This window comes from Streptomyces yamdrokensis, from assembly GCF_053890455.1.
Map to the genome: position 1 here is coordinate 6,025,102 of NZ_CM132679.1, position 26,133 is coordinate 6,051,234.

Below are 26,133 nucleotides of genomic sequence, written 5' to 3' on the forward strand. Positions count from 1 at the left end.
GGGGCGGAAGGCCGGAGGGCCGGAGGGGGCGTCACGCACCGCCGGCGCCCTTCGCCCGGCCGCCGGCCCCCAGGAGACCGGTGGCGGAGAACTCGGTGCCGAGCACCGTGTGCCGGGACCAGAGGCCGACAAGACCGGGCAGTCCCGCCCGCACCACCTGGACGCCGCGCAGCCACGCGGGGACGTACACGGTGGCCGAGCGTCTCTCGACGCAGGCGGTCAGGAGAGCGGCCACGTCCGCGGCGGGGTAGACCTTGCGCGCCGGGCGGGGCATGTGCGCCCGCAGTTCGCGCAGGACGGCATGCTCGTCGGCGTCGCGGATCATGTCGGTGTCGATCCAGTTCAGGTAGGCGATGCCCACGGCCACTTTGCGGGGAGCCACTTCGGCGCGCAGGGAGTGCGCGAAGGACTCCACGCCCGCCTTGGAGGCGCAGTACGCGCTCATCATCGGAGCGGCGCCGATGGACGCGAGGGAGGCGATCTGGAGGTAGTACCCGTGGTTGTCGAGCAGGTCGGGCAGGAAGGTGCGGGCCGTGACGGCACTCCCGACGAGGTTGACCTCGACCACACGACGCCAGGTGGCGGGGTCGGACCCGACGAAGGGGCCCCCTTCCGCGAGGCCCGCGTTGGCGACGACGACGGACGGCGGGCCGAGCCGGTCGCGGACCTCTGCGGCGACCCGCGCCATGGCGTCGTCGTCGGTGACGTCGACCTCCCAGTGACGCGCGCCGGCCGGCAGGGACCCGGCCACCCGGGCGAGGCCCTCCGCTTCCAGGCCGAGCAGAGCGACTTTCGCCCCTCTGCGGGCCAGTCGTCCGGCGACCGCCGCGCCGATACCCCGTGCTGCGCCCGTCACCACGGCGACGCGGCCTCGGAGAACGTACGGACGGCCGGTCACGGGTTTCTCCTCGGTGGATGAGACGCGTGAAGGAAAAGCCGGGGCGCGGCCGACGGACGCGTGCCCGCGAGGCCCGTCCGGTGCGCCCGGCCGGCCGGCGGCAGTCCACGGACTCTTCTCATGAGACCCATCAGGCCAGCCGCCGGCCCTCCCCGCATCTCGGGAAACCTCGAGCCCGGTGAAACCGGCCAGGGCAGATCCGGGGATGTGCGCCGGGCACCGGGCGGGTGCTCCTCCACCGGACCGGCCGGGACCACCCGTGTGCCGCGTTGCCTGAAGGCGGCCACACCGGCGTCCGTCGCCGTCGTGTCCGTGACCGGGGTCCGGCCGGGGGACAGGGAGGCCCAGGCGTGGAAGGGGGCCCGGCCCGGTCCGGCCGCGTGGGCCAGGACGTGGGTGTGGGCGGCGCGGCGGGCCGTCAGTTCCTTCAGGCGGGTCCGGCGCAGGGATCCGCGGATCGGTCCGCTCCGGAAGCTCGGTCCGCCCGCCGTGGCCGTCGGGCACCCGGACCTCACCGGCGGCTTCCCGCCGGTGAGGACCGACGACGCCCCCGCCGTGGCCGAGGCCGTGCGCTGTCTCGCCGCGCTCGGCCACCGCCGCATCGCCCGGGTGGGCGGGCCCGCCGGACTCGGACACGGCGCCGTCCGGGCGGAGGCGTTCGACCGGACGCTCACGGAACTCGGCCTGGACGGCGGCCGGCACGTCGAGACGGGGTTCTCGGGGGAGGAGGGCGCACGGACCCCCCGTTCGCTGCTGCTGACCCCCGAGCGTCCCACCGCGATCGTCCACCACAACGACATCACGGCCGTCGCCGGGCCGGGCGTGGCCGCGGAGATGGGTGTCCCGGTGCCCGACGACCTGTCGCTGCCGGCCTGGGACGACTCCCAGTTGTGCCGTCTGACGCATCCGACCCTGTCCGCGATGAGCCACGACGTGCACGGATTCGGGGCGGAGGTCACGCAGGTGCTGTTCGACGTGATCGCCGGCCGTGAGGTCCGCTTCCGGCCCGTGGCGGCACCCTCCCTGGTGCCGCGCCGGTCGACGGCGCCGCCCCGGGCGTAGGGGCGCTCCTCCGCGGCGGCGCTACGCCGTAGGGCTCGGCACCGCACATCCGGCCGACGGAGCCGGATGTGCGGTGCCGAGCCTTTTCGTTCCGTGCGTGCCGTGCCCCGACCGGCGGAGGCACGCCCCATCCGGTGATCGCGCCGACGGGGCGTTCGGTTCGTCGCCGGGCGGGTGGGGAGCACCCGCCCGGCGGGCCGTCGACGCGAGGGCGCCGAGACCGTCAGATGTCGATGACCCGGTAGGCGATGGTGTAGACGCCGCCGGACCCCTCGAGCGAGCGGTACTGGATCTCGGCACCCGCCTCACTGCCCGTCGCGAGCGTCGACCCCAGCTTGTCGTCGCCGCTCGTCGTGTCGTAGTCCCACAGCGTCATGGTGCGCGCCTGCTGCTTGCCGAGGACGAGGGCCGCCTTGCCGTTGCCGTCGGTCATCGACCGGACGTAACCCGGGCCCATCGTCTGGTACTTGAGGCTTCCCGGCCACACCTTGACGGCGTTGCCGTTGGCGTCGGTGATCTTCAGGTAGGCCTCGTCGTGATCGCCCTCGCTCTGCTGGTGACAGGTCAGCTCCAGCAGTTCGACGCGGACGTAGTCGATCGGCTCGGCCTGGGCCGTCCCGGCGAATCCGGCGACGCTGCCCAGTGAGAACAGAGCGGCCGTGGCCACTCGAGCGATTCCACGCATGGTTGGTTCCCCCTTGGATGAGTGGGTGGCCCCGCGTCGTCCTGCGAGGCCCGTACCGTCCCCCGGTACGCGTCCACCCTGCCCGCCGCCACCGCCTCGTATCTACGCGCGTTCCGCTGAGCGGAACGCGGCCGGACACGCCCTCACGGACGCACCTCGATCCCGGACCGGCCCAGTGCACGGGTGACGGCGGCGGCCGCTTCGGCGACCCGGCCCGCCACCATCTCCAGCCGCTGACCGGCCTCGACCATCGCGGCCACCGCCCCCACCACGGCCCCCGCCGGGGCCCGCACCGGCAGCGCGGCGCAGCAGACCCCGGCCATCACATCCTCCCGGTCCAGTACGGCGCCGCTGCGCACCGGGCCCCGCAGCGCCTTGCCCAACGCCGTGTCCAGCGAGAACGCCTCGCCGTTACGGACCGGCACGAGTGGCTCCACCCGGCCGGGCACCGAACAGACCGTCAGGGCCCGTTCCTCGCGCATCACCGCCAGCACCACACTGCCTCCGGTGGCGGCCCTCAGCCGGTGCAGCGGCAGGCGCCCCGCCATGCGCAACCCCGGGTGCGGCTGCCACGCCTGGCCGAGCCGGTAGAGCTGCGCGCCCAGCCGGTAGCGCAGGCCACGGCGCTCCACGGCCCCCAGGGCCACCAACTGCTCCAGCAGCCGGTGGGCCGTGCTCTTGGGCACTCCGCAAGCGACCGCCAGTTCGGTCACTCCTGCCTCGTCGCCGTACTGCCGCAGGGCTTCGAGCAGCGCGAACGCCCCCTCCAGCACCCCGCGTCCCCTGCCCGTCGTTCGTGTGTGTACGGCTGTGTTCATGGCATCCCCCCGGATGGCATGGCCCGGTCGCGTCCCCCGACAACGGCGCGGCCCCGGCCCTCGGTGTCCGCGGCCATGTTCCCCGGACCGCCGTGCCGAGCGAAACCATTCCGCCGTGTCGTCCCGCACACATGTGGAGACCTCCGGCCTGCGCCCCTTCCACGACACCCATGTCACCACCGAAGGCCGGGTGCGCGCGGCCCCGGGCGACGAGGAGTACGCGGCGGCCCGGCCCCGGGGCGCCTCCGCCGAGGACGGTCTGCGACGGGTCCTGCGGGAGAGCGGAGCGCCGTCACCGGGGCCGCCTGCTGCGGGCGTTCGCCTCGCCGACCAGGGCGCTGAGCAACTCGGAGGGGGTGAGGCGGTGGAGGTGGGCGGGGTCGGCGTCCCACTCGCGGCCCCCGGCGAGCGGGCGGAGCCGGACGTACGGACCGACGTGTCCCATGACCCGTCCGACGCGGCCACGCGCGGTGTCGCGGACGGCCGCGCCGGCGCCGGGGAGCCGGTCGAGGGTGACATCGGCATCGACGTCGGCGTTCTCCGTCACTCGGCGACTCCCTTCGTGATCCCCTCCGCAGCCCCCTTCGCGATCACGTCCGCGAGTGCGAGGGCGACCGGGGCCGAGCACACGCCGAGGTGGACCAGGGCGTACGGGGCCTCGCCGCCTGCGAGGTCGTCGGCCCAGGGGGTACGGACGTCCATCGCGGGGAGCTGGATTCCGGCCTGTGTGAGGGCGCCGGCGAGCGTGTCGCGGGCGTCGAGGGCTTCCTGGGTCTTGGAAGTGCGGGGCATGGGTTCCTCGTCCGTGTGCGGTGGTCCGTATGCGGTGGGCCGTGTGCCTGCGGTGCGGTGACCGGTGAGGTTTCGCCGATCTCCTGACCCGACTGCGCCGCATGGATTACGCTGCGTAGTCCGGCCGTTACGAGGATGCGCCGAGGTGTGGGCGCCCACACCGTGGACGGGGCCGTGGTTCCCCGTCCACGGAGGTGGTTCCACTCCGTCCACACGGACCGAACGGCCACATCGTTCACCAGCACGTCCCGGAGGGAGCGGTATGTCGCAACGACGCGCCATCACCGGCCGCAGCCAGGAACCCCGCCAGCGCTTCGCCGAGGAACTGCGGACGCTGAGGGCCGCGAGCGGGACGAGCCTGCGGGCCCTCGGCGAACGACTGGGCTGGGACTGGTCCCTGTTCGGCAAGATGGAGAAGGGCGAGACGATCGGCAGCCCGGAGGTCGTCCAGGCCCTCGACACCCATTACGGCACCCCGGGCCTGCTCCTGGCCCTGTGGGAACTGGCAGCCGGGGACCACACGCAGTTCCGCGAGCGGTACCGCCGGTACATGGCCCTGGAGGCGGAGGCGGTGAGTCTGTGGCACTTCGCGGTGAGCGTGCTGCCGGGGCTGCTGCAGACGCCGGGCTACGCGCGGGAGGTACTGGCGGCGGGTGGGCTCAGGGGCAGGGAACTCGACCAGCAGGTCGACGCCCGGATGGGACGGCGTGAACTGCTGGACGGCGAGAAGGCCCCTCCGTTCCGGACCATCCTGTCGGAGGCGGTGCTGCGCACCCCGTTGCGCGATGTGGGCGAGTGGCGAGAGCAGTTGGAGTACCTGGCGGACATGGCGGAGCGGCCGAACGTGACGATGCAGGTGCTGCCGTTGAGTGCCGGCATGCATGGCCTGGACAGCACCGCACTGATGTTCCTGCGGCTCCGGAGTGGGCATACCGTTGCGTACACGGAGAACGCGCACCGTGGCGAACTCATCGAAGCCGATGAGCCAGTTGAGCGGTTGCAGCGTGCGTACGATGCGATGCGCGACCTGGCGCTGGCCCCGGCCGAGTCGCGGAGTTTCGTCCTGGCCTTCTTGGAGGAAGTACCGTGCGAGGCGTCGACCTGAGTATTGCGAGCTGGCGTAAGAGTTCTTACAGCAACTCCGATGGCGGCGAGTGCGTCGAGGTTTCCGACGACTTCGCCGCCGTCGTCCCCGTGCGGGACAGCAAGGTGCCGCACGGCCCGGTGCTGGTGTTCCGGGCCGGTGGATGGTCCTCCTTCGTGTCGGCCGTCGGAGAGCGGCAACTGGGCAGCTGAACCGACAGGCCGTGGCCTCCGCGAGTGGTGCGTGCGGAGGCCACGGCCTGTTCGTGTCCAGGTTCCGGCGGAAGGCGTCAGGGCCTCGCGTTCGCCGCCCCGTGGAGGGGGGTGCTGAAGCGATACCGCTCGGCTTGCTGTTGATCCACCGGTCAGTTGCAGTTGATCTTCGCTCCGGTTTCCATGCTGTAGTTCGCCCACACCATCGCGTTCCGCGTGTTGGGGCCGTACTCGCCGTCGGCGGTCACCCCCACCTTCTTCTGGACGGAGACGAGTGCCGACTTGGTGAGGGATCCGAAGACGCCGTCCAACGCCAGGTTCTTGCCGTAGCAGTTGTTCAGGTTCTTCTGAAGCGCACGGACTGCCGTGTTGCTCATTCCGCTCTTGAGCCAGCAGTGGTTGGAAGTCCCGGCGTAGGGGACGTACTTGTAGGAGGTGGGGTTCGTCACTTTGTTGTACAGGTATTTCCCGGTGGTGCAGGGGAGATAGTCGGCTGCGGTCGCGGACGGAGCGCCGGCGAGGGCGCCGCTGACGAGACCGGCGAGGAACACACCCGTGGCGACAGCGGACTTGGAGCGCTTGCCTCGAACCTTCAGCATTCTTCTACTCCAGATGTCGGTTCTCGTGATTTCGGTGCCGCCCTCAGGGCGACGGCTTCCGCCAGCAAACCTTAGGAGGCTCGTGGGGCTCGGACTTTGCCATGCGTGCACGGAACCTTGTCAGTGGTGCACCCGAGCCGGGCGACGGCCGCGTCCGGCGCTCGCAGCCCGCTGTGGCGCCCCCCCCATGAACCGGTGTTGTGCCAGGCAGAGGCCCCGCACGGCCTCCGCCACGCCGCTCGAAACCGTTGTGCGGTGAGCCGGAACGCTGCGATGCTGACGCGGGAACCGTCCTTGCCGAGGGGGACTTGTGAGGAAACGGACGAAGGCGTCGGCAGTCCGGCTCCGTGGCGGGTGCGGACGAAGGCCGGCCCTGTGAGCCCGGTCCTGGACACCGCGTTCGTGCCGCCGAAAGAACGCGAGGAAACAATCCGGAACGCGGTGTGGGAATCCGTCGTGCCGGTCGACATCGATCACCATCTTCCGGCCGACGACCTCTCGGTTCGCATCGGGCTCAACACCGTCGGGCCCATCAGGATCTGCTCGGCGCGGGCGACCGCGGTGACCGTCGAACGAACCCGGCGGCTGGCCCGGAGGGACGAGGAACCCGCGGTCTTCCTCGGACTTCAGACGACGGGCACCAGCCTGGTGGTGCAGAACGGCCGTCAGTGCCTGCTGAGACCGGGAGAATTCGCTCTCTACGAGACAGTCACTCCCTACACGCTTCTTTTCGAGGAGGGAGTCGGCCACCACTTCATCCGTTTCCCCCGCGCGGTCCTCTCGCTTCCCGAGCGGTTGCTGCGAGACGTTGCCGCGGTTCCCCTCGGCTCCGGCAACCCCCTCGCCGGTCTTGCCTTCACGTACTTCTCCCGACTGGCCGCCGACGAGGAGATGCACCGAGGCCCGCACGCCGACGCCGTCGTGGAGCCCAGCATCGAACTCGTCCGCGCCGTCGTGACCTCCCAGCTCGGCGACTCCACCCTCGCCAGGGAGCCGTTGGAGGCGACGCTCAGTCTGCGGATCACCCAGTACATGCGGGCGCACCTGGCCGATCCCGGCCTCTCGGCCGCGCGGATCGCCGCCGTGCACGGCGTCTCGGTCCGTCACCTCTACAAGGTGCTCGCCCGGTCGGGTATCAGCCTCGGCGACTGGATCCGCTCGCACCGCCTGGCCGAGTGCAGACGGGAGCTGGCCGGCCCGAACGGCCGGCTGCGGACCATCGCGGCAGTGGGCCGGAGCTGGGGCTTCGTGGACGCGACCCACTTCAGCAAAGTGTTCAGACAGGCCTACGGCGTCTCGCCCCGGACCTGGCGCGACCAGAACCACCCACGCCCCTTTGACCGAGCCGGCGAGAGAGGGCGCCGCCGTTCGGTCTGACCGGCCCGGACGCCGACGCCGGTCAGACCGGGTAGGCGTGGGTCTGGGTCGCCTTGACCGTGGCCCAGACGTCCGCGCCCGGGTGGAGGCCGAGTTCGGCGGCGGCGACCGTGGTGAGGTCGGCGGCCAGGGGGAGTTCGCCGGTGAGGTCCACACGGATCTGGTCGCCGCGGGTCTCCATTCCGCTCACCTCGCAGTGCCACAGGTTGCGCGCGCTGGAACCGGTGGGGCGGCCGCTGTGGAGGGTCACGGCACCGGGCGGGAACGCGACGAAGACCTGGCCGGTCAGGTCCTCGGTGGTGGTGACCGCCGGGCCGCCGTCCAGCCGTACGGTGTGGCCCTCGGCCCGGCCGGTGTAGAGGTTCAGGCCGACCAACCGGGCGATGTAGTCGGTGCGCGGGTGACGGGCGATGTCCCGGGGCGTCCCCTCCTGGACGACCCTGCCGTGCTCCACGACCACCAGGCGGTCGGCCAGCACCATCGCGTCGAGCGGATCGTGCGTCACCAGGACGGCGACGGCCTCGAACGCGGCCAGATGGCGGCGGAGCTGGGCGCGTACCTCCAGGCGGGTACGGGCGTCCAGGGCGGCGAGGGGCTCGTCGAGGAGGAGCAGCCGGGGGCTGGTGGCCAGGGCGCGGGCGAGGGCCACGCGCTGGGCCTGGCCGCCGGAGAGGCGGCGGGGCCTGTCGCCGGCGTGGTCCGCCAGGCCCATGCGGTCCAGCAGGGCGGCGGCCGTCGCCCGCGCCCGAGCCTTCGTGGCGCCCTGGCAGCGGGGGCCGAAGGCCACGTTGTCCAGGGCGGTGAGGTGGGGGAAGAGGAGGTAGTCCTGGAAGACGACGCCCACGGGACGGGACTCGGGCGGCAGGCGGTCCAGCTCCCTCCCGTCCAGGCGGAGATGCCCGGTGGTGAGGGGTGTGAGGCCGGCCAGGGCGCGCAGTGCCGTGCTCTTGCCGGCGCCGTTCGGGCCGAGCAGGGCGACGACCTCGCCCGGCGCGGCGGTGAGCGCGATGTCCAGGCGGAAGGCGCCGTGGTCGACGACGAGGTGGGCGTCGAGGCCGTCGGGGCCCTTGCCGAGTGCGGCGGTGCCCCCGGCGGGGCCGTGGTGCTCGCGCTTCCCGGGGCCGGTCATGACGCGGTCAGCCAGCGGTCGCGCAGGCAGGCGAGCACCGCGATCGAGACGGCGAGCAGGACCAGGCTGAGGGCGATGGCCGCCTCCGGGTCGCTCTGCAGGGCGAGGTAGACGGCCAGGGGCATGGTCTGGGTCCGGTCGGGAAAGTTGCCGGCGAAGGTGATCGTCGCCCCGAACTCGCCCAGCGCCCGCGCCCAGGCCAGCACCGAGCCCGCCGCGACGCCCGGCGCGATCAGCGGCAGCGTGACCCGCCGGAACGCGGTGAAGCGGGACGCGCCCAGCGTGGCCGCGGCCTCCTCGTACCGGCGGTCGGCGGCCCGCAGCGTGCCCTCGACGCTGATGACCAGGAACGGCATCGCCACGAACGCCTCCGCGACCACCACCCCGGCCGTCGTGAACGGCAGGCTGACGCCGAACCACTGGTCCAGCCACTGCCCGACGATGCCGCCTCGGCCGAGCGCCATGAGCAGGGCGACACCGCCCACCACCGGCGGCAGCACCAGCGGAAGCGTCACCAGCGCCCGGACCAGGCCCCGGCCGGGGAAGTCCGTACGGGCCAGCAGCCAGGCCAGCGGTACGCCGAGGACCAGGCTCACCGCCGTCGCCGCGGTGGCGCACACCAGGGAGAGCCGCAGTGCCTGCCACACCGCGGGGCTGGTCAGCTGCTCGGGCATGCTCTGCCACGGGGCCCGGACCAGCAGCGCGAGCAGCGGCACGAGCAGGAACGCCAGCGCGAGCAGCGCGGGCAGCAGCAGGGGCAGTGGTACGCCCTGCCCGCCCACCGCCCCCACGCGGCGCCGCCGCCCACCGGAGCTCTTCCGGAGGCCCTTACGGGTGCCGGCCCGCGTGCCGGAGGTGTCCGCCGGGATCACGACGTCAGGAACCCGGCGTCCGCCAGCACCCGCTGACCCTCGTCGGACCGCACGTACGCGACGAACACCTCGGCCGCCTCGGCGTTCGGGGCGTCCTCGAGCAGGGTGATCGGGTAGTCGTTGACGGCCTCCGCGGCCTCGGGGAAGTCCACGCCCTCCACCTTGTCACCCGCCGCGCGCACGTCGGTCCTGTACACGAGGGCGGCGTCGGCCTCCTTCAGCGCGACCTTCGTCAACGCGCTCTTGACGTCCTGCTCGTACGACACGGGGGTGAGCTTCAGGCCGCCGGCGTCCAGTGCCGTCCGCGCCGCGACCCCGCACGGCACCTCCCTGTCGCACAGGACGACCTTCAGCTTCGCGTCGGTCAGGTCCTTCAGCGAGGAAACACCCTCCGGGTTGCCCGGCAGGGTGGCGATCTCCAGCCGGTTGCGGACGAAGGTGGCCGGGGTGCCGGCGGCGTCCCCCGCGTCCGAGACGATCTTCATCGTCCCGGAGCTGGCGGAGGCGAAGACGTCGGCGGGGGCGCCGCCGGTGATACCGGCGGCGAGGCTGTCGCTGCCGCCGAAGCTGAACGTGACCTCGATACCGGGGTTCGCCTTCTCGAACCGCTCGCCCAGCGTCGTGAAGCTCTCCGTGAGGGACGCGGCGGCGAACACGGTCACCGTGCCCGACACGCGCGTGTCCCCGCGCCCCGACGAGGAGCCGTCGTCGGAGGACGGGGAACAGGCGGTCGAGGCCCCCAGAACCAGTAGCGCGACGGCACCGGCCGCCCGCGTCCTCGGCGTCCGGCGGCCCGAGCGGGACGGACGGGTCCGGTGTGCGGGGCGGGTCGTCACAGGGCTGCTCCCTCTGCCTACTGCTGCCTACTGCTTCTCGCGGACCGATCGGGCGGCCGTGCGTGCGTGCGTCGATCATACTGCCGCAGATGCGAGCCGAGAATCTTCTTCTGGCTTGCACCGGCCATCCGTACGGAGCTGAAGGCTGGCATATGCATCTGCCTGGTCTGTTACCTGGGTGCCTTCATCCGGGAGGTGGTGGTCCATGAGTCGGTCTCTCGCCGCCGGCATCGCCGGTCCGGTCGTCGGCCTCGCCCTGATCGAGCCCGCTGCGGCGCTGCGTGAAGGGCGGCCCGCGCGTGCTGTCACTCCAGCGTGCTGAACCGTCGCCGCTCGGAACCGGGGTGGGCCCCGGGATGGGGGTCCGGACGGGTTTTCCTCCGAACTCCGTTCTCCCGGGCCTCGGATGAGTATGAACAGCGTCTGGTGTATGAGATACGAAAGAGCGCACCCATGGCGTCCAGAGCCTTGCCAGGCTGGTCCGGACCGCCCTATTCTCGCGGTGAGAAAGCGCTTTCCCCGGTTGTCGGTTCGGGACCAGTGGAGTGAAGTCGCCACGTTCGCCGGTGACTTCGCGTAGGAGCCGCCACAGGTCCGGCGCGGGAGCACGGTCGCGGTGATCCCGCGGCCGGCGCCGGCCGACATGCCCGCCGGACCCTCGTGGCAGCGGTCGGTCCGGTCGCACCGAAGCCGAGCAAGAGCCGAGCAAGAGCCGAAGAACCACCTCGGAGAACAGCACCCGCAGCAGGGCAGGACCAGGGCGCCGGCAGGGCGTGATCACAGTACGGCCGAGTGTGGCCGGAGTCGTCCGGAGAGGTGTCCGGCGGATCCGACCGTGCTCTATGTGACATGCCCATGCCATTACAGCCGGTCGTCGCGGCCGCCCCGGTCCATCCATGCAGTCCGCCCCCCGGCACGTGCAGACGAACAGGGAGAGACACGGATGAAGAGATCAGCAGCAGTGCGCCTCGGCGCGACGCTGGCCACGGCGGCCCTCGCGGCCGCGACCGGGCTGGTGGTGTCGACGTCCTCGGCGTCGGCGGCCGTGACCGGCAGCGCCACCGGCTACGCCACGCAGAACGGCGGGACCACCGGCGGCGCCGGCGGGCAGACGGTGCGCGCCACCACGGGCACCGCGATCCACGCGGCCCTGTGCAACCGGGCCAGCAGCAGCACCCCGATCATCATCGAGGTCCAGGGGACCATCAACCACGGCAACACCAGCAAGGTGTCGGGCAACAGCTGCAACACCGCCGACGGCGTGATCGAGCTCAAGCAGATCAGCAACGTCTCGATCGTCGGTGTCGGCAGCGGCGCCGTCTTCGACCAACTGGGCATCCACATCAGGGAGTCCAGCAACATCATCATCCAGAACGTGACCGTCCGGAACGTCAAGAAGTCCGGCTCGCCCACCTCCAACGGCGGCGACGCCATCGGCATGGAGAGCGGCGTCCGCAACGTCTGGGTCGACCACACCACGCTGGAGGCGTCCGGCGGCGAGTCGGAGGGCTACGACGGCCTCTTCGACATGAAGAACAACACCCAGTACGTGACCCTTTCGTACAGCATCCTGCGCAACTCCGGCCGCGGGGGCCTCATCGGGTCCAGCGAGAGCGACCGCTCCAACGGCTACGTCACCTTCCACCACAACAAGTACGAGAACATCGACTCCCGTACCCCGCTGCTGCGCGGCGGCATCTCGCACATCTACAACAACCACTACGTCGACCTGCACGAGTCCGGCATCAACTCCCGGGCCGGAGCACGCGCGAAGGTGGACAACAACTACTTCGAGGACTCCAAGGACGTCCTCGGCACCTTCTACACCAGCGAGGCCGGCTACTGGCAGGTCAGCGGCAACATCTTCGACAACGTGACCTGGTCCAGCCGCAGCGGCGACAACCAGCCCGCCGGTCCGAACCCGACGTCCAACACCTCGGTCGGCATCCCCTACTCCCACAGCCTCGACAACGCGAACTGCGTACCGGACGTGGTGAACAGGACGGCCGGCGCCAACAAGGGCAACCAGGTCTCGAACGGCAACTGCACCCCGCAGAACCCGGGCCCGACCGACCCGACCGACCCGCCCACCGACCCCACCGACCCGCCCACCGACCCGACCGATCCCCCCACCGGGACCAATCTCAGCCTCGGCGCCGGTGCCGACGGCTCCAGCAAGGCCAGTGGGACGAGCTACGGCAACGTGATCGACGGCAACGCGGGCAGCTACTGGTCGCCGAGCGGTTCGACCGGTTCCGTCTCGGTCAAGTGGTCGTCCGCCACCTCGGTGTCGAAGATCAACATCCGGGAGGCGGCGGGCTCCGAGGGGGCCATCCGGAACTGGAGGGTCCTCAACCACGACACCGGAGCCGTCCTGGCCTCCGGCAGCGGAGCGGGTGTCATCTCCTTCCCGCAGACCTCGCTGCGCAAGGTCACCTTCGAGATCACCGGCTCCAGCGGCACCCCGCGGATCGCCGAGTTCGAGACCTACAACGGCTAGGAGCGCGCCGGAGTCCTCACGCGCCCGGTTCCGGCTCCCTTCCGGGGGGCCGGAGCCGGGCGTCGGCCGTGCCGCCGGAAAAGAGGAGTGTACGTTCGTACGCTCTGCGGATAGGGTCCGGCGTATGACCACTGACGTACTGCGCCGGCCGGGCCCGGTCGAGCGGCAGGCCCGTGCGGCCGTTGCCGTGCTCTTCTTCACCAACGGCGCCCTGTTCGCGAACCTGCTGCCGCGCTATCCGCAGATCAAGGCGGATCTCGGCATCGGCAACGCCGCCTACGGGCTGGCCGTCGCCGCGTTCCCGGCGGGGGCCGTCGTGGCCGGACTGGGGGCGGGGGTCGTCGTCCGCCGGCTGGGCTCGGCGCGGGCCGCGGTGGCGAGCACCCTGCTGACCGCGGCCGGGATCCTCGTCGCCGGACTGGCGCAGTCGGTGGTGCTGTTCGCAATCGCGCTGTTCCTGGCCGGCGCGATGGACGCGTTCACCGACGTCGCGCAGAACGCCCACGGGCTGCGGGTGCAGCGCCGCTACGGGCGCTCCATCATCAACTCCTTCCACGCCGTCTGGTCCATCGGCGCCGTCACCGGCGGAGCCATGGCCGCCGGCGCCATCGCGCTCGGTCTCCCGCTCGGGACGCACCTGCTGATCTCGGGCCTGGTCCTCGGCGTCGCCGCCTGTGTCGCCCTGCGGTTCTGCCTGCCGGGGCCCGGCACCGGGCCGGCCGAGGAGACGGAGGTGAGGGAAGACTCCCGGGAGAAGGAGGGCACCGGGGGAGGCCGCCCCGCCCCGGCCTCGCGCACGCGGTACGTACTGGCCGCCCTCGTCCTCATCGCCACCGCCGGCACCCTCGTCGAGGACGCGGGCAACTCCTGGGCCGCTCTCTACCTCTCGGACTCGCTGAACGCGTCGGCGGCGCTGGCGGCGTCCGGCTTCATCGCCCTGGTCGGGGCCCAGTTCATCGGCCGGGTCCTCGGCGACCGGCTCGTCGACCGGTTCGGCCAGCGCGCCGTCGCCCGCGCCGGAGGCTTCGTCGCCGCGGCCGGCATGGGCCTGGCGCTGGCCGTGCCCACGGTGCCCGGCACCGTCCTCGGCTTCGCCGCGGCCGGGTTCGGCGTGGCGACCCTCGTACCCGCCGCGATGCACGAGGCCGACGAACTGCCCGGCCTCAGGCCCGGATCGGGCCTGACGATCGTCTCCTGGCTGATGCGGCTCGGCTTCCTGCTCTCCCCGCCGGTCGTCGGCCTCGTCGCCGACGAGGCCGGCCTGCGCCTGGGCCTGCTGATGGTGCCCCTCGCGGGCGCGCTCGTGGTCGTCCTCGCCGGGGTGCTGGGGTCCCCGAAGCGCCGACCGGCAGACGGCGAAAGGTAGAAGAGCGCCGCAGCATCGGCCGGGTGCACGGAGTGTACGTTCGTACGCTCCGAGGTGTACCGTCACCCCATGGCGACGGACCACTTCGCACAGGACCCCCGTACGAACCTGGAACGGATGCGGGCGGGCGACCCCTACATCGCCGACGACCCCGAGATCGCCCGCCGGCAGCAGGAGGCCGTACGCCTGGCCGCCCGCTTCCAGGCCGCCTTCGTCGAGGACGCCGTCGCGGCGCAGTCGGTCCTCGCCGAACTGCTCGGCGCCGTCGGCGAGGAGGTGCATGTGCGCCCGCCCCTGTACGTCGACTACGGCAGCAACATCACCATCGGGGCCCGCACCTTCGTCAACTACAACCTGACCGCGCTCGACGTCGCGGCCATCGTCATCGGCGAGGACTGCCAGATCGGCCCGGGCGTCCAGCTCCTCACCCCCACACACCCCGTGGAACCCGGGCCCCGGCGCGACAAACTGGAGGCCGCGCAGCCGATCACCATCGGCGACAACGTCTGGATCGGCGGCGGTGCCGTCGTCCTGGCCGGGGTGAGAGTCGGGGACAACTCCGTGATCGGCGCCGGCGCGGTCGTCACCAAGGACGTGCCGGCGAACGTGGTCGCCGTCGGCAGCCCCGCCCGCCCGGTCCGCAGCGTCTGAGGCTCCCGTGGCCACCGGACACACCGACCCGCGGCGCCGCGAACGCATCATCACCGCCACCCTCGACCTCATCGCCGAGGAGGGGCTCGCGGCGGTCTCGCACCGCAAGATCGCCCGGCGCGCCGGGGTGCCGCTGGGATCGATGACGTACCACTTCAGCGGGATGGACGAGCTGCTCAGGGAGGCGTTCAGCGAGTTCACCGGCCATGTGGTCGCGATCTTCGACACCCATCTCGCGACGCCGTCCGGCCCCGAGGAGGCCCGCGAGGCCGTGGCCGGCCTCATCCACTCCCTGTCCGAGGACAGCACGCGCGACCTCGTGCTCACCCAGGAGCTGTACGCCCTCGCCGCCCGCCGGCCCGCCTACCGGGAACTCACCCACGAGTGGATGCGCCGCAGCCGGGTCCACCTCGAGAAGTACTTCGACCCGGACACCGCCCGCCAGCTCGACGCCCTCATCGAGGGACTGACCCTCCACCTCGCCCTCTCCCGGGAACCCCACGACCGCGCCCTGACCCTCGAGGCGATCGCCCGCATCACGGCGCCCGGCGGCGCACCGCCCCGGGAGTCCTGACCGGGCCACCGGCCGCCCGTGCGGCACGGGCCCGACCTCTGGGCCGCACGGGCACCACCGCCTCAACCGGTTCCGCCGCCCGCACCGGTCGGAGCGGGCCCGTCCGGCCTGTGCCAGGTGATGCGCCGCGCGGAGACGGACACCAGCAGGGCCGAGGCGGCGACCACCGCCATGCCGACCGTCAGATCCGTGCGGCCCGCCACGAAGCCGATCAGCGCCGGGCCCGCCAGCAGGCCGGTCGTGCCCATCGCGGCGACCAGGGCCAGGACGTTCGGGCCCTGTGCCGCGGCGGCGACGTAGAGGCAGGGCGTCACGGTCGCCATGCCCAGGCCCACACAGGCGAAGCCGATCAGCGCGGGCCAGGTTCCGCCGGCCAGCAGGGCGAGCGCGAGACCGGTACCGGCCACCACGCTGCCGACGTGGACGACCCGGGCGTCACCCAGGCGGCCACGCCAGCCGTCGCCGAGGAGGCGGGCCAGCACCATCATCACCGAGACCACGGCGATGCCCAGCGGCGCGAGCCGCCCCGACGCCCCGGTCTCCGCCGTGAGGTAGAGCGCCGACCAGTCGGTCATCGCGCCCTCGGTGACGGTGCCGAACACCATCGCGCAGCCCAGCCAGAGCGCCGCCCCGGAGGCACCGGCCAAGCTCCGGACGCCCTTGGCGGCAGCCTTCTTCGGCTCGGGCCCCGGCGCCCGTCCGTCGGCCGCCAGCCGGGGGCGCGCGACGGCGAGCAGCAGGAGGAGCAGGGCCGCGGCGGCGGCGAAGTGCGCGGATACGGAATGCGTGACGACGGTCGCCCCCGAGGCGAGCAGCGCGGCCGCGAGCGAGCCCGCGCTGAACGTGGCGTGCAGCTGCGCCATCGCCGCCCGTTCGTACCGGGCCTCGAGTGCCGCGCCCTGCGCGTTCATGGCGACGTTCAGACAACCGACGGCCACCCCGTCGACGAACACCACCAGCAGGACGAGGGGATAGGAACCGGCCGCGGACAGCGCCGGCAGCACCGCCGCCAGAGCCGACGCCGACCAGAGCGCCAGGCGCCGCGAACCGAACTGCCGCATCAGCCGGGCGACCAGCGGGAAGGACACCGCGGCGCCGACCCCGCAGACCATCAGCAGCAGGCCCAGGCGCGTCTCGTCGAGGTCGAACCGGTCCTTGAGGGCCGGCAGCCGGGAGACCCACGTGGCGTACTGGAAGCCGAGGAAGCAGAACAGCGCGGCGGTGGCCAACTGGTCGCGCCGGAAGGCGTCGAGCCTGCGGGGCGCGGGCGTGCGGGGCACGAGGGGACGGGACACGGGCGTCAGCCCTCCGTTTCAGGGGCGTCGGGCCGGCGGCCCGGGCCGCCCGGGACCGGGCTGGACATGTAGACCGCGTTCGCGCCGTAGCTCGCGGGGAGTTCGACCCGGCGGTCGGGCCGGAAACCGTGCCGGGCCCAGAAGCTCTCGGTGCCTCCCACGGCGACCAGGGAGACCTCCTCGTACCGCTGCCGTGCGGCCCCGGTGAGATGGTGTACGAGCCTGCTGCCCAGACCCCGGCCGCGCAGGTCGTCGGCGACGACCAGGTCGTGCAGGTGCAGATGGGGGGAGGAGGTGAAGGACTCCTCCTCGGGCCGCTCCAGGTCCGGGTACCGCGACGGCGGGTAGGGCAGGGCGAGTACGTAGCCGGCGATGCGGTCGCCGGCCTCCAGGACGAAGCAGGTCGCCGGGGAGGCACGGCCCCGGGACTCCAGCGCCTTTCGGCCCTCGGACAGCCCGGCGGGTGCGTACACCTCGGCCTCCAGGGCGGCGACCCTCGGCCAGTCGCCCTCGGCGAGGGGGCGGACACGCAGGCCGGCCGGTACCTGCTCCCGACCGGAAAGCGCCGGCGGACCACCCCTTTGCGCACCGCCGTTGCTTTTGCCCACGCAGGTGTGGGGGAGCGGGGCGAAGCCGTTGAAGCCGCGGGTGGTGTAGCTGGTGGCGTAGGCGCCGCTGGACAGCACCCACACCGGGTCGCCCGACGCGACCGCCCTCGGCACGAGGACGTGGCGGTGCTCGGGCGCGTAGGAGTCGTCACTGTCACAGGTGGGGCCCGCGACCACGGCGGGTACCAGGCCGGCGTCGGCCGGGTGGGTCGGGAAGACGAGCGGATACTGCACCTCGTCCATCTCGTAGAGGCCGTTGAACTTCCCGCAGCTCAGATAGAGCCAGTACGCGCGTTCCCCGTCCGGCCGCCGGCGCGAGGTGAGCCGGGAGACGTGCGCCCTGACAGCGCCGTGGTCGGCGACCAGATGGCGTCCCGGTTCGACGAGGAAGTCCACCGGGCCCGGGGCGAGTTCGGAAAGGTGCTCCATTCCCTCGCGCAGCACGGCGAAGATCTTGTCCAGTGGGGGCTCCAGCCGGTTGCCCCGCCGGTCCGTGTAGCCGAGCGCGGGCAGGCCGCCACCGAGGTTGACGTGATCGGGCGTGATCCCGCGCGCGTGCAGCGCCGTCAGTACCTCGCCCAGCGTCGCGAACGCCTGCTGCCACGCCTCGGTGGTCATCTGCTGCGACCCGACGTGCACCGACAGCCCGGCAGGGACCAGTCCCGCCGCCCGCGCCGACTCCAGGACGCGTACGGCGTCGTCCGCCGAGCAGCCGAACTTCCGGCTCAGCCCCCACAACGCCCCCTGGCCCGTGGTCGCCAGCCGGCAGAACACCCGTGAGCCCGGGGCGTGTTCGGCGAGTGCCGCCACGTCCTCCAGGCTGTCGGTGGCGAAGTCCCGGATGCCGAGCCGGTGGGCCTGGGCGATGTTCTCGTCGGACTTGACGGTGTTGCCGTAGTGGACCAGGTGAGCGGGTACGCCTGTGGTGAGGGCCTGGACGATCTCCCGGGGGCTCGCCGCGTCGAACCCGGCGCCCCGGCCGGCCAGGCACGCCAGCACCTCGTCGACGGGGCACGCCTTCACGGCGAACCGCACGCCGACGCCGGGCAACTCGTCGATCAGTGAGTCGAATTGACCGGCGATGCCGTCCAGGTCATGGATGATCCGGTCGTCCGGGGCAGCCTCGAGCGCGGCACGCAGCGCCGGGTTCACGAGGCCGTGCCCCGGGACCGGGCGGTGCCACCGGAGCCGGCTGTGCTCCAAAGGTCCGCCACCCGGCCGGCGTCCACCAGCGCCGCCCAGCCGTCGATCAGCAGCACGAAGTCCTCGATGTCCCGCCCCGCCCGGGCCAGCAGCCGCTCCCGGTCCGCGGCCACCCGCTCGGCGAACTCGGCGTACCTGCCGCCCAACCGCCGGTACGTCCGCTGCACGACGTCCAGTCGGCGCTCGTTCTCGGCGCGGTCCAGCCGCACGCTCTGTGCCAGCAGGGCACGGACCGGGGCAGGGTCGAGCCGCTGTCCGGCGTCGAGGAGCGCGGGGCCGGCCTCGGCCATGCCGTCGTAGACGAAGTGGAAGTGGAGCATCGACAGCAGGAACTTCACGAACCGCCGCTGGTACGCCATGAATCCCGCGTGCGTACGGCGTTCCCCGGTGTAGAAGTTCTCGATGTCCCGGTTGTGCAGGACACCGGGCAGCGTGGCGTCGTGCACCGCGTGGATGAGGAAGTAGTCGCTGCCGATGGTGTCGGTCGCGGGCGGCAGCGGCAGCCGCTCGTACACGTCCTGGTGGAAGGCGATGTTGCACATGTCCACCCGCATGGGGTCGACCAGCGTCAGCGTCGCGTGGTCCTTTTGGAAGGGAAGCAGCCCGGCGCCCCTGAAGGACTCCTCGGCCAGGCCCGCCCGTTCCTCCTGGGACCAGTGGGCCGGGGCCCACAGGCCCACGACCGTGTCGTACGCCTCCTTGTCGAGCTCCCGGATGCCGCCGATGTCGACGGACAGTTCCCCGATGAAGGACGCGCCCACCATCGCCACCGGACGATGGGCGAGCGCGGGATCGAGGTTCACCTCCGAGACCCCGGCACGGGCGTCGGCGGCCCGCTTGCCGAGGGACGCCAGTTCGTGGTGGACCGGGAAGACGGGCTCGCCCTCGAACACCTGGTAGCGGCTGTCGGAGTCCCGGCGGTGCACCGAGCGGCAGCCCAGGGCGGCCGCGACGAGGAACGCCCTGTTGGTGCAGGCGCCGTACGAGACGCCGTCCGGGAGCATGAGACCGAGCAGGCGGTCAGGCTCCGGGAGCGCGGCACGGTCGATCGCGGCCCGCAGAAAGGCCCGCTGGGCCCGCTCGTCGAGGTGGTGCGCCACGACCCCCGGTACGGCGGGCAGTCCGGCGACGGTGCGGGCGTGCGCCGCGACGGTCGAAGCGTCGGAGGAGTCGAGGACCAGCAGGTGCACCTCGACGTCGAACTCACCTACGGCGTAAGCCGCTTCGTCGGCAACGGCGGCGATGGTCGCAGAGCACTCCCGGTTGGTCGGGAGGGCCAGGGCGATCCTGTGCCGGCGGGTCACGCCGAACGCCCCGGTCATCGCGTCCGCCCGGGAAGGTCACCGTGCTCGTGCCAGGAGTCCAGGCCCAGCAGTTTCCGTCCCAGGCCGTTGAGTTCGGCGGTGCCGTACCGCTCGGACTCGTGCCGTTCCGCGTCGCCGAGCAGGGTGGCGTTCCAGTCCGGCGTGCCGAGCGTGCGCCAGGACTCGATCCGTGACCGGCGCAGCTCCTCGTGCCCCTCCAGCGCCGGCATCATCGACAGGTACTGCACGGCCCGCACCCCGTCGGCCGAGCTGTTGGGGGCCACGCCGTGCGCCAGCATCCCGTTGAAGATCAGCAGGTCACCGGCGTTGAGCCGGGGCCGGATCACCGGGAACTCGGCCCGGTCGACGCCGGGACGGATCGGGTCGCGGCCGGGGGGCTGGGCGGCCTTCCACTCCTCGAAGCGGTGGAAGAGCCCGGGCGAGCACTGGAAGCCGCCCTGGTCCGGTTCCGTGCCGGTGAGCGCGATGATGCCCTGCACCCGCTGGGGCGGCACACTGGCCGTGGTGTCGACGTCCCAGTGCAGCTCGATGTCGAAGCCCTCGTCCGTCGGCTCGATGAACGACCGGGAGCGGTTCCCCACATTGGGCGGATTGAGGTTGAGGCGGTCCAGGGTGACCCAGAGCTCCTCGCAGTCCCACACGTCGGCGAAGGCGTCGTAGACGCGCCGCGACTGCCTGCTGTCCCACAGCAGTTGGTGGTGGTACGCCTCGACGAAGCCGTACACGTACAGGTCCCGGTCCAGGTCCGAGCGGAAGGTGCGCTCCTCGTACCAGGTCTCGGGGCGCTGCGGGTCGAGGCCCTGGAAGTCCCAGGCGAACTCCAGCAGCAGCTTGGCCGCGTCCGGGGATATCGCCTCCCGGAGCACCACGTACCCGTAGGCCTGCCAGAAGGCGAACTCCTCCTCGGAGAGCACCCGCAGCGGCCGGGACTTGGTGAGGTGCCGCAGCTGGGTCCCGGCGAGGTAGGTCTCGCCGTCGGCACTGAAGTAGGGGCGCTCGGAGGCGGCGCGGTGTAAGAAACGGTGGTGCGTCGTCATGCGGTCACTCCGGAACATGGGTGGCACTCTGGGACATGGATGACGGTCGGGACGGCACTCGTGGCCGCCGCCCGGGGTCCGGACGGGGTGGCCGAGCGCATACGGACAGGGGGCGGTCGGGGCCGTCGCCTCTGCGGCGCGGCAGGGCGGGAGAGGGGAAGAGGGGGAAACGAGGCCTTCGGCGCCTCGCCCGTCGGGGGGCTACGGGCCGGTGCGGCCGCCCACGAGGGCCTCGGCCGCCGCGATGCCGGACACGCGGGTCGCGCCGTGCGTGGCCAGGTACACGGCTCCGGGCCGGGCGCCCGTGGGGACGCCCATCTCGACGACCAGGGCGTCGGGCCGTCGGCGCAGCAGGCAGGTGAGCGCCCTGGTCATCCAGCCGTGGCGGGCCGCGTCCCGGACCACCACGACCAGTGGCCGGCCGGACGCGGGCTCCAGCGCCAGGCGGTCCAGCACCTCGGCGCCGTCCGCGCACTCGGTTTCGCCGAGCCGGACGGAGGTGGTGCCCGGCCGCAGCGCGCTCAGCGGTTCCGCCACACCCCACGGGGTACCGCGGTCGATGAGGCTGATGGTGGCGGGGGACAGTTCCACCACGTGGGGGGTGCCCACGAGCGGGAACTGCGTGTCGTGGTCCGGCCGGTGATGGACATGGACCGCTCGCCGGGCCGCCGCGAGCCCCACACCGCGGGCCGCTTCGGACACGGACGCCGCACCCGCACCCGCACGGCGCAGCGTGCCGGACCAGGCGGCGAACTCCTGGACGCGGCCGGCGGCCTCGGCGAGCCGTTCCTCCGGCAGGCGGCCGTCCAGTACGGCGCCCACCAGGGCGCCGGCCAGCCGGGCCGTGGTCCGCTCGTCCGGGTGGGCCCCGCCGACACAGACGGCGTCGGCCCCGGCGGCGACCGCCCGTACGGCGGCGCCCGTCAGGCCGTAGCGGTCGGCCACCGCGCCCATCTCGACGGCGTCGGTCACGACCAGGCCGGTGAACCCGAGCTCGCCGCGCAGCAGTTCGTGCAGGACGGAGCGGCTCAGGGACGCCGGCCACCGGGCGTCGTAGGCCGGGACCAGGAGGTGCCCGGCCATGACGGCCCGCACACCCGCGTCCATCGCGGCGATGAACGGCGGCAGCGCGGTGAGCGCCAGGGTGCCGCCGGGCGCGGAGACCTGGGGCAGGCCGTGGTAGGAGTCGACAACGGTGTCACCGTGGCCCGGAAAGTGCTTGGCGCACGCGGCGACCCCCGCGGTCTGCAGACCGCGCACCCATGCGGCGGCGTGCCGGGAGACCACGTCCGTGCGCGCGCCGAAGGAACGCACTCCGATGACCGGGTTCAACGCGTTGGTGTTGACGTCGGCACTCGGCGCGTAGTTCAGGGTGATGCCGAGCGAGTGCAGTTCCCGGCCGGTGTCCCGGGCGACCTGCTCGGTCAGATCGATGTCGTCGAGGACGCCCAGGGCGAGGTTGCCGGGCCTGGAGGCACCGGTGCGCGCCTCCAGGCGGGTGACGTCGCCCGCTTCCTCGTCGATGGCGATGACGAGGTCGGGATTCTCCGTGTGCAGCGCGTCGGTGAGCGCGGCCACCTGTTCGCCGCTTCGGACGTTGTGGCCGAACAGGACGACCGAGGCGAGCCCTTCGCCGATCCGGCGGCGCACCCAGTCCGGTGCCGTGGCACCGGGGAAGCCCGGCTGGAGCACGGAATGTGCCAGCCGAAGCAGGCGCGGGTGGCTGCTCTCGGCCATGCGTGGACCCTCCGAACGGCGCCAGGATTGGTTCAGACCATGGCAAGGTTGGCCTATACCAATCAAGGCTGTCAAGGAATGCCGGCCGTCTCTTTCGCCGCACCCCCGGCCGCCCCCGCGGCTACGGAAGTGAGGGCAGGGGGCGAGCAATTCCCTCACGGGCCGGGGCCCTTGACACCCTCCTTGGTTCATACCAGGCTGGCCGAGCCTGAAGCACAGATACGGGGGGTCTCTGTCTTGTTAGTCCATATCCTCGGACCGTTGCGCGTGTCCGCCGACGGTAAGAACATTCATCTCGGCGGCAGGCGGGCGCAGATCATTCTTTCGGTGCTGGCCCTGGAAGTGAATTGGGTCGTATCCGTCGACGATCTCGTGGACGCGGTCTGGGGTGGCTCGCCGCCCGCCAGCGCCCGTACGCAGATCCGTATCTGCATTTCCGCCATGCGCCGAGAATTCGAGGCCGCCGGACTGGCCGGGCTCATCGAGACCCATCCGCAGGGCTACCGACTGTGCCTGGAGGAGTCCCAACTGGACGCCTCGGTCTTCGACACCCTCGTGCGCCGGGCCCGTGCCCTCGCGGAGACCGGGCTGACCGAGGAGGCCGTCGACGTCCTGTGCCGTGCCCTCTCCCTGTGGACGGGGCCCGCCTTCTCGGGGCTGTCCAGCCGGCCGCTGGAATCGGGCGCGCGGCGGCTGACGGAGGAGCGGCTGCGGGTGACGGAGGAGCGGATCCGCCTCGAACTCGAACTGGGCCGCCACCACGACCTGATCGGCGAACTGATGCAGCTGTCCGCCGAGCATCCCTACCGCGAGGACCTGCACGCCCAGTTGATGCTCGCGCTGTACCGGTCCCAGCGCACGGCCGAGGCGCTGGAGGCCTATCGCCGGATCCGTTCGACGATGGTCGAGGAGCTGGGCATCGAACCGGGCCCCGAACTCGCCGACCTGGAGCAGGCCATCCTGCTGGGCATGGAGGCCGACCAGCCCGTCCGCGGGGTGGCCAGGGCGAGCTGACCGGCCGCTTCGCACCGGGCCGGGGCCGTTCGTCCGCTCAGGCCGGACCGGGAGCCGGGCCCCGGGGACCCGGCACGGCCCGGCCCCCGGGACCCGGCCGCCAGGTGTCCGCCCCGGGGGCCCCGACGGCCGCGTGCTCCCGCCCCGGGTGCCCGCCGGGGCCGGCCCCGCCGGCCTGCCGCCCGCCGCGGGTCCCGGTCACAGCGACAGCCAGAGGTCCTGCAGCCGGTGCTCGGACAGCCCGTCGGTGGGCAGCAGGTCGTAACGGTGCAGTCGCACCTGGCGGGCGGTGAAGCTCCAGTCGACCCGCCACAGGGGCAGCGGCCGGTTGAACACGCTGTCCCACTCGAAGCCGGCCGGGGCGTCGAACTTCCAGGACAGCGGGAACAGATCGTCGTTGGCGCGCAGGGCGTCGTCGGTCCGCTCCCGAATCCCGTTCAGTTCCCGCATGGACGCGGTGGAGTTGAAATCACCGGAGACCAGCGTCGGATTCGGATTCCGGTCCAGATCGGTTTCCAATCCGCGCAGTTCCTCCAGTCGCCATGCGAACTTCCGCTGGAAGTAGGAGTCGAAGTCGTATCCGGAGAAGAGATTGAGATTGTCGACGGCGAGGGGCACGGTGATGTGCACGTTGTAGACGCTGAGTACACGGCCGCCGACCGCCAGGTCCGTGCGCATCACTTTGTCCCGCTGAAAGACGGTGTTGAAGTCCGCGTTCGGGCGGGCGTCGAGTTCCGCGCCGGGCCCGACCGGGGGAGTGGCCACCACGGGAAACCGGGACAGCGTGAGAAGTTCGCCGCGCCGGGCGATGTGATACCCGGGGAACTCCTCGCGCAGCCGCTCGTCGTCCCGCAGCTCGCTGTACCCGTCCTCCCCGAGGCCCGGCTGCCAGGCCACGTGCTCCTGGAGGAGGTAGACGTCGGCCTCGTGCCGGTGCAGCAGCTCGTACACCCGGTCACTGCCCGAGGGCCCTTGCCCCTGGCCCCAGTACTGGGTGTTCAGCGACACCACGTGCAGCGCGTCCGGTGGTACGGGCCCCGGATCACGCCACAGCGCGGGCCAGTTGATGCCCGAGCCGGTGGTGAGCGCCAGCAGCAGCGCGGCCGAGGCGAGCCCGGTGGCCCACGGCCGGCGCCGGCCGCAGGCCGCGGCGCCCGCGAGGAGCAGGACGGCCGGGACGGACACCAGCAGCAGTGGCGGGGCGGCGTCCAGCAGGATGCTCCAGTGCCAGCGGCCGCTGACCAGCCACCGGACGACCGCGTACAGCAGCCAGGCTCCGGCGACGACCACGAGCGCGCGGCCGTACCAGAGCCGCAGGGCACGGGCCACCCGGCGGGCGGGAGCCGGCCGTGCCTCCTCGCCGCCGCTCCTCAGAGCGGGCTCGGACAGGGACCGCTCGCGGGCCGCCGCGGGCTGTGTGGTCATGCCGGCACCCCGGTCCGGTACATGCGGCGGAAGCGGCCGCTGAACGACCACTGGGCCAGGCCCGTGGCGAGGCCCGCGACCACGGCCGTGTTCACCAGCAGGTGGCAGCCGGTGAAGAAGACCAGGAAGGCCGGGCCGCGTTCCCTGGCGACGAAGAGGTACTGGCCCAGATCGGCGAGGACACACGCCAGGAGGGCGAGCACCGGGACCGGAGCGGTGGCCGGCCACACCAGGGCGGACGGCAGCGTCAGCAGCGTGAGCGCCGCCAGTACCGAGGCCGCCGCACGCCCGCCGGTCTCCATGCCCTGCATCGCCCGGCCGCGGTCCAGGTAGAACGGCACACGCAGCCGGCTGCGGACGAACGCCTTGCGCAGCAGCGGCCGCATCCGGGACTCGTCGGAGAGCCTGCCCCGTATGCGCGAGGTGAGCAGCAGGGGGAAGCGGGCCGCGAGGCGTTCGGCGTGATCGATCTCCTCCGTCTGCCGCAGCGCGGAGTTGAACCAGCCCGCCTCGAGGAAGGCGGACCGGCGCACCGCGCCCAGCGCGTAGAAGCCTCCGCTGACCAGGCCCTCGGCGCTCTTGCGCCAGTAGTGGTACTGGAGGATGCGGTAGTCGCACACCGGCCCGTCGTCGAACAGCGGTTCCTTGTCCGGGATGCCGAAGACGGCCCCGTACTCCGGGTTCTCCTCGAAGAGCTCCACCGCCTGCGCCACCGCCTCGGGGTGCAGTGTCAGATCGGCGTCCAGGAAGAAGATGATCTCCCCCCGGGCGTTTCGGACACCCAGGTTGCGCGTGGCGCCGGGGCCGCCGTTGCGTTCGGCGCGCACCAGGGTGACCGGGTGCCGGCCGGCCAGTTCGGCCGATCCGTCGGCGCTGGCGTCGTCGACGACGATCACCTCCAGCTTCCGGTAGGTCTGCTCCAGTACGGAGCGCAGACAGAGGTCGACGGTGCGGCGGTCGTTGTACAGGGGAACGACCACCGACACGAGGGGTGCAGCCATTCAGGTCCTCGCTCGAGACGGGGTGCCGACAGG

24 protein-coding genes and 2 pseudogenes are annotated in these 26,133 nt (G+C 72.3%); 9 read left to right on the plus strand and 17 right to left on the minus strand.

The genetic code is table 11. The features are described 5' to 3' along the window. Positions 1-31: 31 nt before the first annotated feature. The gene (locus ACWZEH_RS26790) at positions 32-898 is read right to left on the minus strand and encodes an SDR family oxidoreductase (protein ID WP_456193643.1); all 867 of its coding nucleotides are present in this window, start codon (positions 896-898) and stop codon (positions 32-34) included. Positions 899-1,339: 441 nt separating this feature from the next. Here ACWZEH_RS26790 and ACWZEH_RS26795 point away from each other — a divergent pair. After that, positions 1,340-1,960, plus strand: a pseudogene (locus ACWZEH_RS26795) (LacI family DNA-binding transcriptional regulator); the annotation flags it as partial. Positions 1,961-2,183: 223 nt separating this feature from the next. Here ACWZEH_RS26795 and ACWZEH_RS26800 read toward each other — a convergent pair. The 4 genes from ACWZEH_RS26800 to ACWZEH_RS26815 all read right to left on the minus strand — a co-directional run bounded on the left by ACWZEH_RS26800 (position 2,184) and on the right by ACWZEH_RS26815 (position 4,255). Continuing rightward, positions 2,184-2,645, minus strand: coding sequence for a hypothetical protein (locus tag ACWZEH_RS26800; protein ID WP_456193644.1), 462 nt, complete (start codon positions 2,643-2,645; stop codon positions 2,184-2,186). Between the two features lie 143 nt (positions 2,646-2,788). After that, on the minus strand, positions 2,789-3,463 hold the full coding sequence (locus ACWZEH_RS26805; RefSeq protein WP_456193645.1) for a helix-turn-helix domain-containing protein: 675 nt from the start codon (positions 3,461-3,463) through the stop codon (positions 2,789-2,791). A 292-nt stretch (positions 3,464-3,755) separates the two neighbouring features. Continuing rightward, positions 3,756-4,010 (minus strand): hypothetical protein, encoded by a 255-nt coding sequence (locus tag ACWZEH_RS26810; protein ID WP_456193646.1) that lies wholly within the window; start codon positions 4,008-4,010, stop codon positions 3,756-3,758. After that, complete coding sequence (locus ACWZEH_RS26815; RefSeq protein WP_456193647.1) at positions 4,007-4,255, minus strand: hypothetical protein; 249 nt, start codon at positions 4,253-4,255, stop codon at positions 4,007-4,009. The genes ACWZEH_RS26810 and ACWZEH_RS26815 overlap by 4 nt, the downstream gene beginning before the upstream one ends. Before the next feature lie 262 nt (positions 4,256-4,517). Here ACWZEH_RS26815 and ACWZEH_RS26820 point away from each other — a divergent pair, with 262 nt between their 5' ends. Together ACWZEH_RS26820 and ACWZEH_RS26825 are read left to right on the plus strand one after the other, a co-directional pair. Then, positions 4,518-5,360, plus strand: a complete 843-nt coding sequence (locus tag ACWZEH_RS26820; protein WP_456193648.1) for a helix-turn-helix domain-containing protein — start codon at positions 4,518-4,520, stop codon at positions 5,358-5,360. Further along, positions 5,342-5,551, plus strand: coding sequence for a DUF397 domain-containing protein (locus tag ACWZEH_RS26825; RefSeq protein ID WP_456193649.1), 210 nt, complete (start codon positions 5,342-5,344; stop codon positions 5,549-5,551). Before ACWZEH_RS26820 ends, ACWZEH_RS26825 begins: the two co-directional genes overlap by 19 nt. A 152-nt stretch (positions 5,552-5,703) precedes the next feature. On the opposite strand, the gene ACWZEH_RS26830 is transcribed toward ACWZEH_RS26825, so the two are convergent. After that, entirely contained in the window at positions 5,704-6,150 is a 447-nt protein-coding gene (locus ACWZEH_RS26830; RefSeq protein ID WP_456193650.1) for a peptidoglycan-binding domain-containing protein, read from the minus strand. Between the two features lie 375 nt (positions 6,151-6,525). On the opposite strand from ACWZEH_RS26830, the gene ACWZEH_RS26835 reads away from it, so the two are divergent. After that, positions 6,526-7,527 (plus strand): AraC-like ligand-binding domain-containing protein, encoded by a 1,002-nt coding sequence (locus tag ACWZEH_RS26835; RefSeq protein WP_456193651.1) that lies wholly within the window; start codon positions 6,526-6,528, stop codon positions 7,525-7,527. Between the two features lie 22 nt (positions 7,528-7,549). On the opposite strand, the gene ACWZEH_RS26840 is transcribed toward ACWZEH_RS26835, so the two are convergent. Genes ACWZEH_RS26840 through modA form a run of 3 tightly spaced genes read right to left on the minus strand, consistent with a single transcriptional unit; the run spans position 7,550 to position 10,364 of the window. Continuing rightward, positions 7,550-8,656 (minus strand): ABC transporter ATP-binding protein, encoded by a 1,107-nt coding sequence (locus tag ACWZEH_RS26840; RefSeq protein ID WP_456193652.1) that lies wholly within the window; start codon positions 8,654-8,656, stop codon positions 7,550-7,552. Beyond that, on the minus strand, positions 8,653-9,525 hold the full coding sequence (modB, locus tag ACWZEH_RS26845) for a molybdate ABC transporter permease subunit (protein ID WP_456199844.1): 873 nt from the start codon (positions 9,523-9,525) through the stop codon (positions 8,653-8,655). The genes ACWZEH_RS26840 and modB overlap by 4 nt, the downstream gene beginning before the upstream one ends. After that, on the minus strand, positions 9,525-10,364 hold the full coding sequence (gene modA / locus ACWZEH_RS26850) for a molybdate ABC transporter substrate-binding protein (RefSeq protein ID WP_456193653.1): 840 nt from the start codon (positions 10,362-10,364) through the stop codon (positions 9,525-9,527). The genes modB and modA overlap by 1 nt, the downstream gene beginning before the upstream one ends. Before the next feature lie 943 nt (positions 10,365-11,307). Between modA and ACWZEH_RS26855 the strand changes: the two genes are divergently transcribed. The 4 genes from ACWZEH_RS26855 (at position 11,308) to ACWZEH_RS26870 (ending at position 15,455) form a co-directional block, all read left to right on the plus strand. After that, positions 11,308-12,864 carry a pectate lyase family protein gene (locus ACWZEH_RS26855; RefSeq protein ID WP_456193654.1) on the plus strand — a complete coding sequence of 519 codons (1,557 nt, stop codon included), beginning with the start codon at positions 11,308-11,310 and terminating at the stop codon, positions 12,862-12,864. A gap of 124 nt (positions 12,865-12,988) precedes the next feature. After that, positions 12,989-14,230, plus strand: a complete 1,242-nt coding sequence (locus ACWZEH_RS26860) for an MFS transporter (RefSeq protein WP_456193655.1) — start codon at positions 12,989-12,991, stop codon at positions 14,228-14,230. A gap of 69 nt (positions 14,231-14,299) precedes the next feature. Further along, entirely contained in the window at positions 14,300-14,881 is a 582-nt protein-coding gene (locus tag ACWZEH_RS26865) for a sugar O-acetyltransferase (RefSeq protein ID WP_456193656.1), read from the plus strand. Positions 14,882-14,888: 7 nt separating this feature from the next. Next, complete coding sequence (locus tag ACWZEH_RS26870) at positions 14,889-15,455, plus strand: TetR/AcrR family transcriptional regulator (RefSeq protein ID WP_456193657.1); 567 nt, start codon at positions 14,889-14,891, stop codon at positions 15,453-15,455. Between the two features lie 62 nt (positions 15,456-15,517). Here the strand turns inward: ACWZEH_RS26870 and ACWZEH_RS26875 are convergent, their stop codons facing one another. From ACWZEH_RS26875 to ACWZEH_RS26900, 6 genes and pseudogenes are all read right to left on the minus strand, one after another. Next, positions 15,518-16,735: an MFS transporter gene (locus ACWZEH_RS26875; RefSeq protein ID WP_456193658.1), complete on the minus strand. Its 1,218-nt coding sequence runs from the start codon at positions 16,733-16,735 to the stop codon at positions 15,518-15,520. 20 nt (positions 16,736-16,755) lie between these two features. Beyond that, positions 16,756-17,358, minus strand: a complete 603-nt coding sequence (locus tag ACWZEH_RS26880; protein ID WP_456199846.1) for a GNAT family N-acetyltransferase — start codon at positions 17,356-17,358, stop codon at positions 16,756-16,758. Next, positions 17,353-18,510, minus strand: a pseudogene (locus ACWZEH_RS26885) (type III PLP-dependent enzyme); the annotation flags it as partial. The pseudogene ACWZEH_RS26885 and the gene ACWZEH_RS26880, both read right to left, overlap by 6 nt. Then, positions 18,507-19,883 carry a DUF6271 family protein gene (locus tag ACWZEH_RS26890; protein ID WP_456193659.1) on the minus strand — a complete coding sequence of 459 codons (1,377 nt, stop codon included), beginning with the start codon at positions 19,881-19,883 and terminating at the stop codon, positions 18,507-18,509. The gene ACWZEH_RS26890 and the pseudogene ACWZEH_RS26885, both read right to left, overlap by 4 nt. Further along, on the minus strand, positions 19,880-20,923 hold the full coding sequence (locus ACWZEH_RS26895; protein ID WP_456193660.1) for a phytanoyl-CoA dioxygenase family protein: 1,044 nt from the start codon (positions 20,921-20,923) through the stop codon (positions 19,880-19,882). Before ACWZEH_RS26895 ends, ACWZEH_RS26890 begins: the two co-directional genes overlap by 4 nt. Positions 20,924-21,124: 201 nt before the next feature. After that, on the minus strand, positions 21,125-22,660 hold the full coding sequence (locus ACWZEH_RS26900) for a glycoside hydrolase family 3 protein (protein ID WP_456193661.1): 1,536 nt from the start codon (positions 22,658-22,660) through the stop codon (positions 21,125-21,127). Positions 22,661-22,927: 267 nt separating this feature from the next. Between ACWZEH_RS26900 and ACWZEH_RS26905 the strand changes: the two genes are divergently transcribed. Beyond that, on the plus strand, positions 22,928-23,674 hold the full coding sequence (locus ACWZEH_RS26905) for an AfsR/SARP family transcriptional regulator (protein WP_456193662.1): 747 nt from the start codon (positions 22,928-22,930) through the stop codon (positions 23,672-23,674). A gap of 198 nt (positions 23,675-23,872) precedes the next feature. Here the strand turns inward: ACWZEH_RS26905 and ACWZEH_RS26910 are convergent, their stop codons facing one another. Further along, on the minus strand, positions 23,873-25,099 hold the full coding sequence (locus ACWZEH_RS26910) for an endonuclease/exonuclease/phosphatase family protein (protein ID WP_456193663.1): 1,227 nt from the start codon (positions 25,097-25,099) through the stop codon (positions 23,873-23,875). Beyond that, the gene (locus ACWZEH_RS26915; RefSeq protein ID WP_456193664.1) at positions 25,096-26,100 is read right to left on the minus strand and encodes a glycosyltransferase family 2 protein; all 1,005 of its coding nucleotides are present in this window, start codon (positions 26,098-26,100) and stop codon (positions 25,096-25,098) included. The genes ACWZEH_RS26910 and ACWZEH_RS26915 overlap by 4 nt, the downstream gene beginning before the upstream one ends. Between the last annotated feature and the right edge of the window lie 33 nt (positions 26,101-26,133).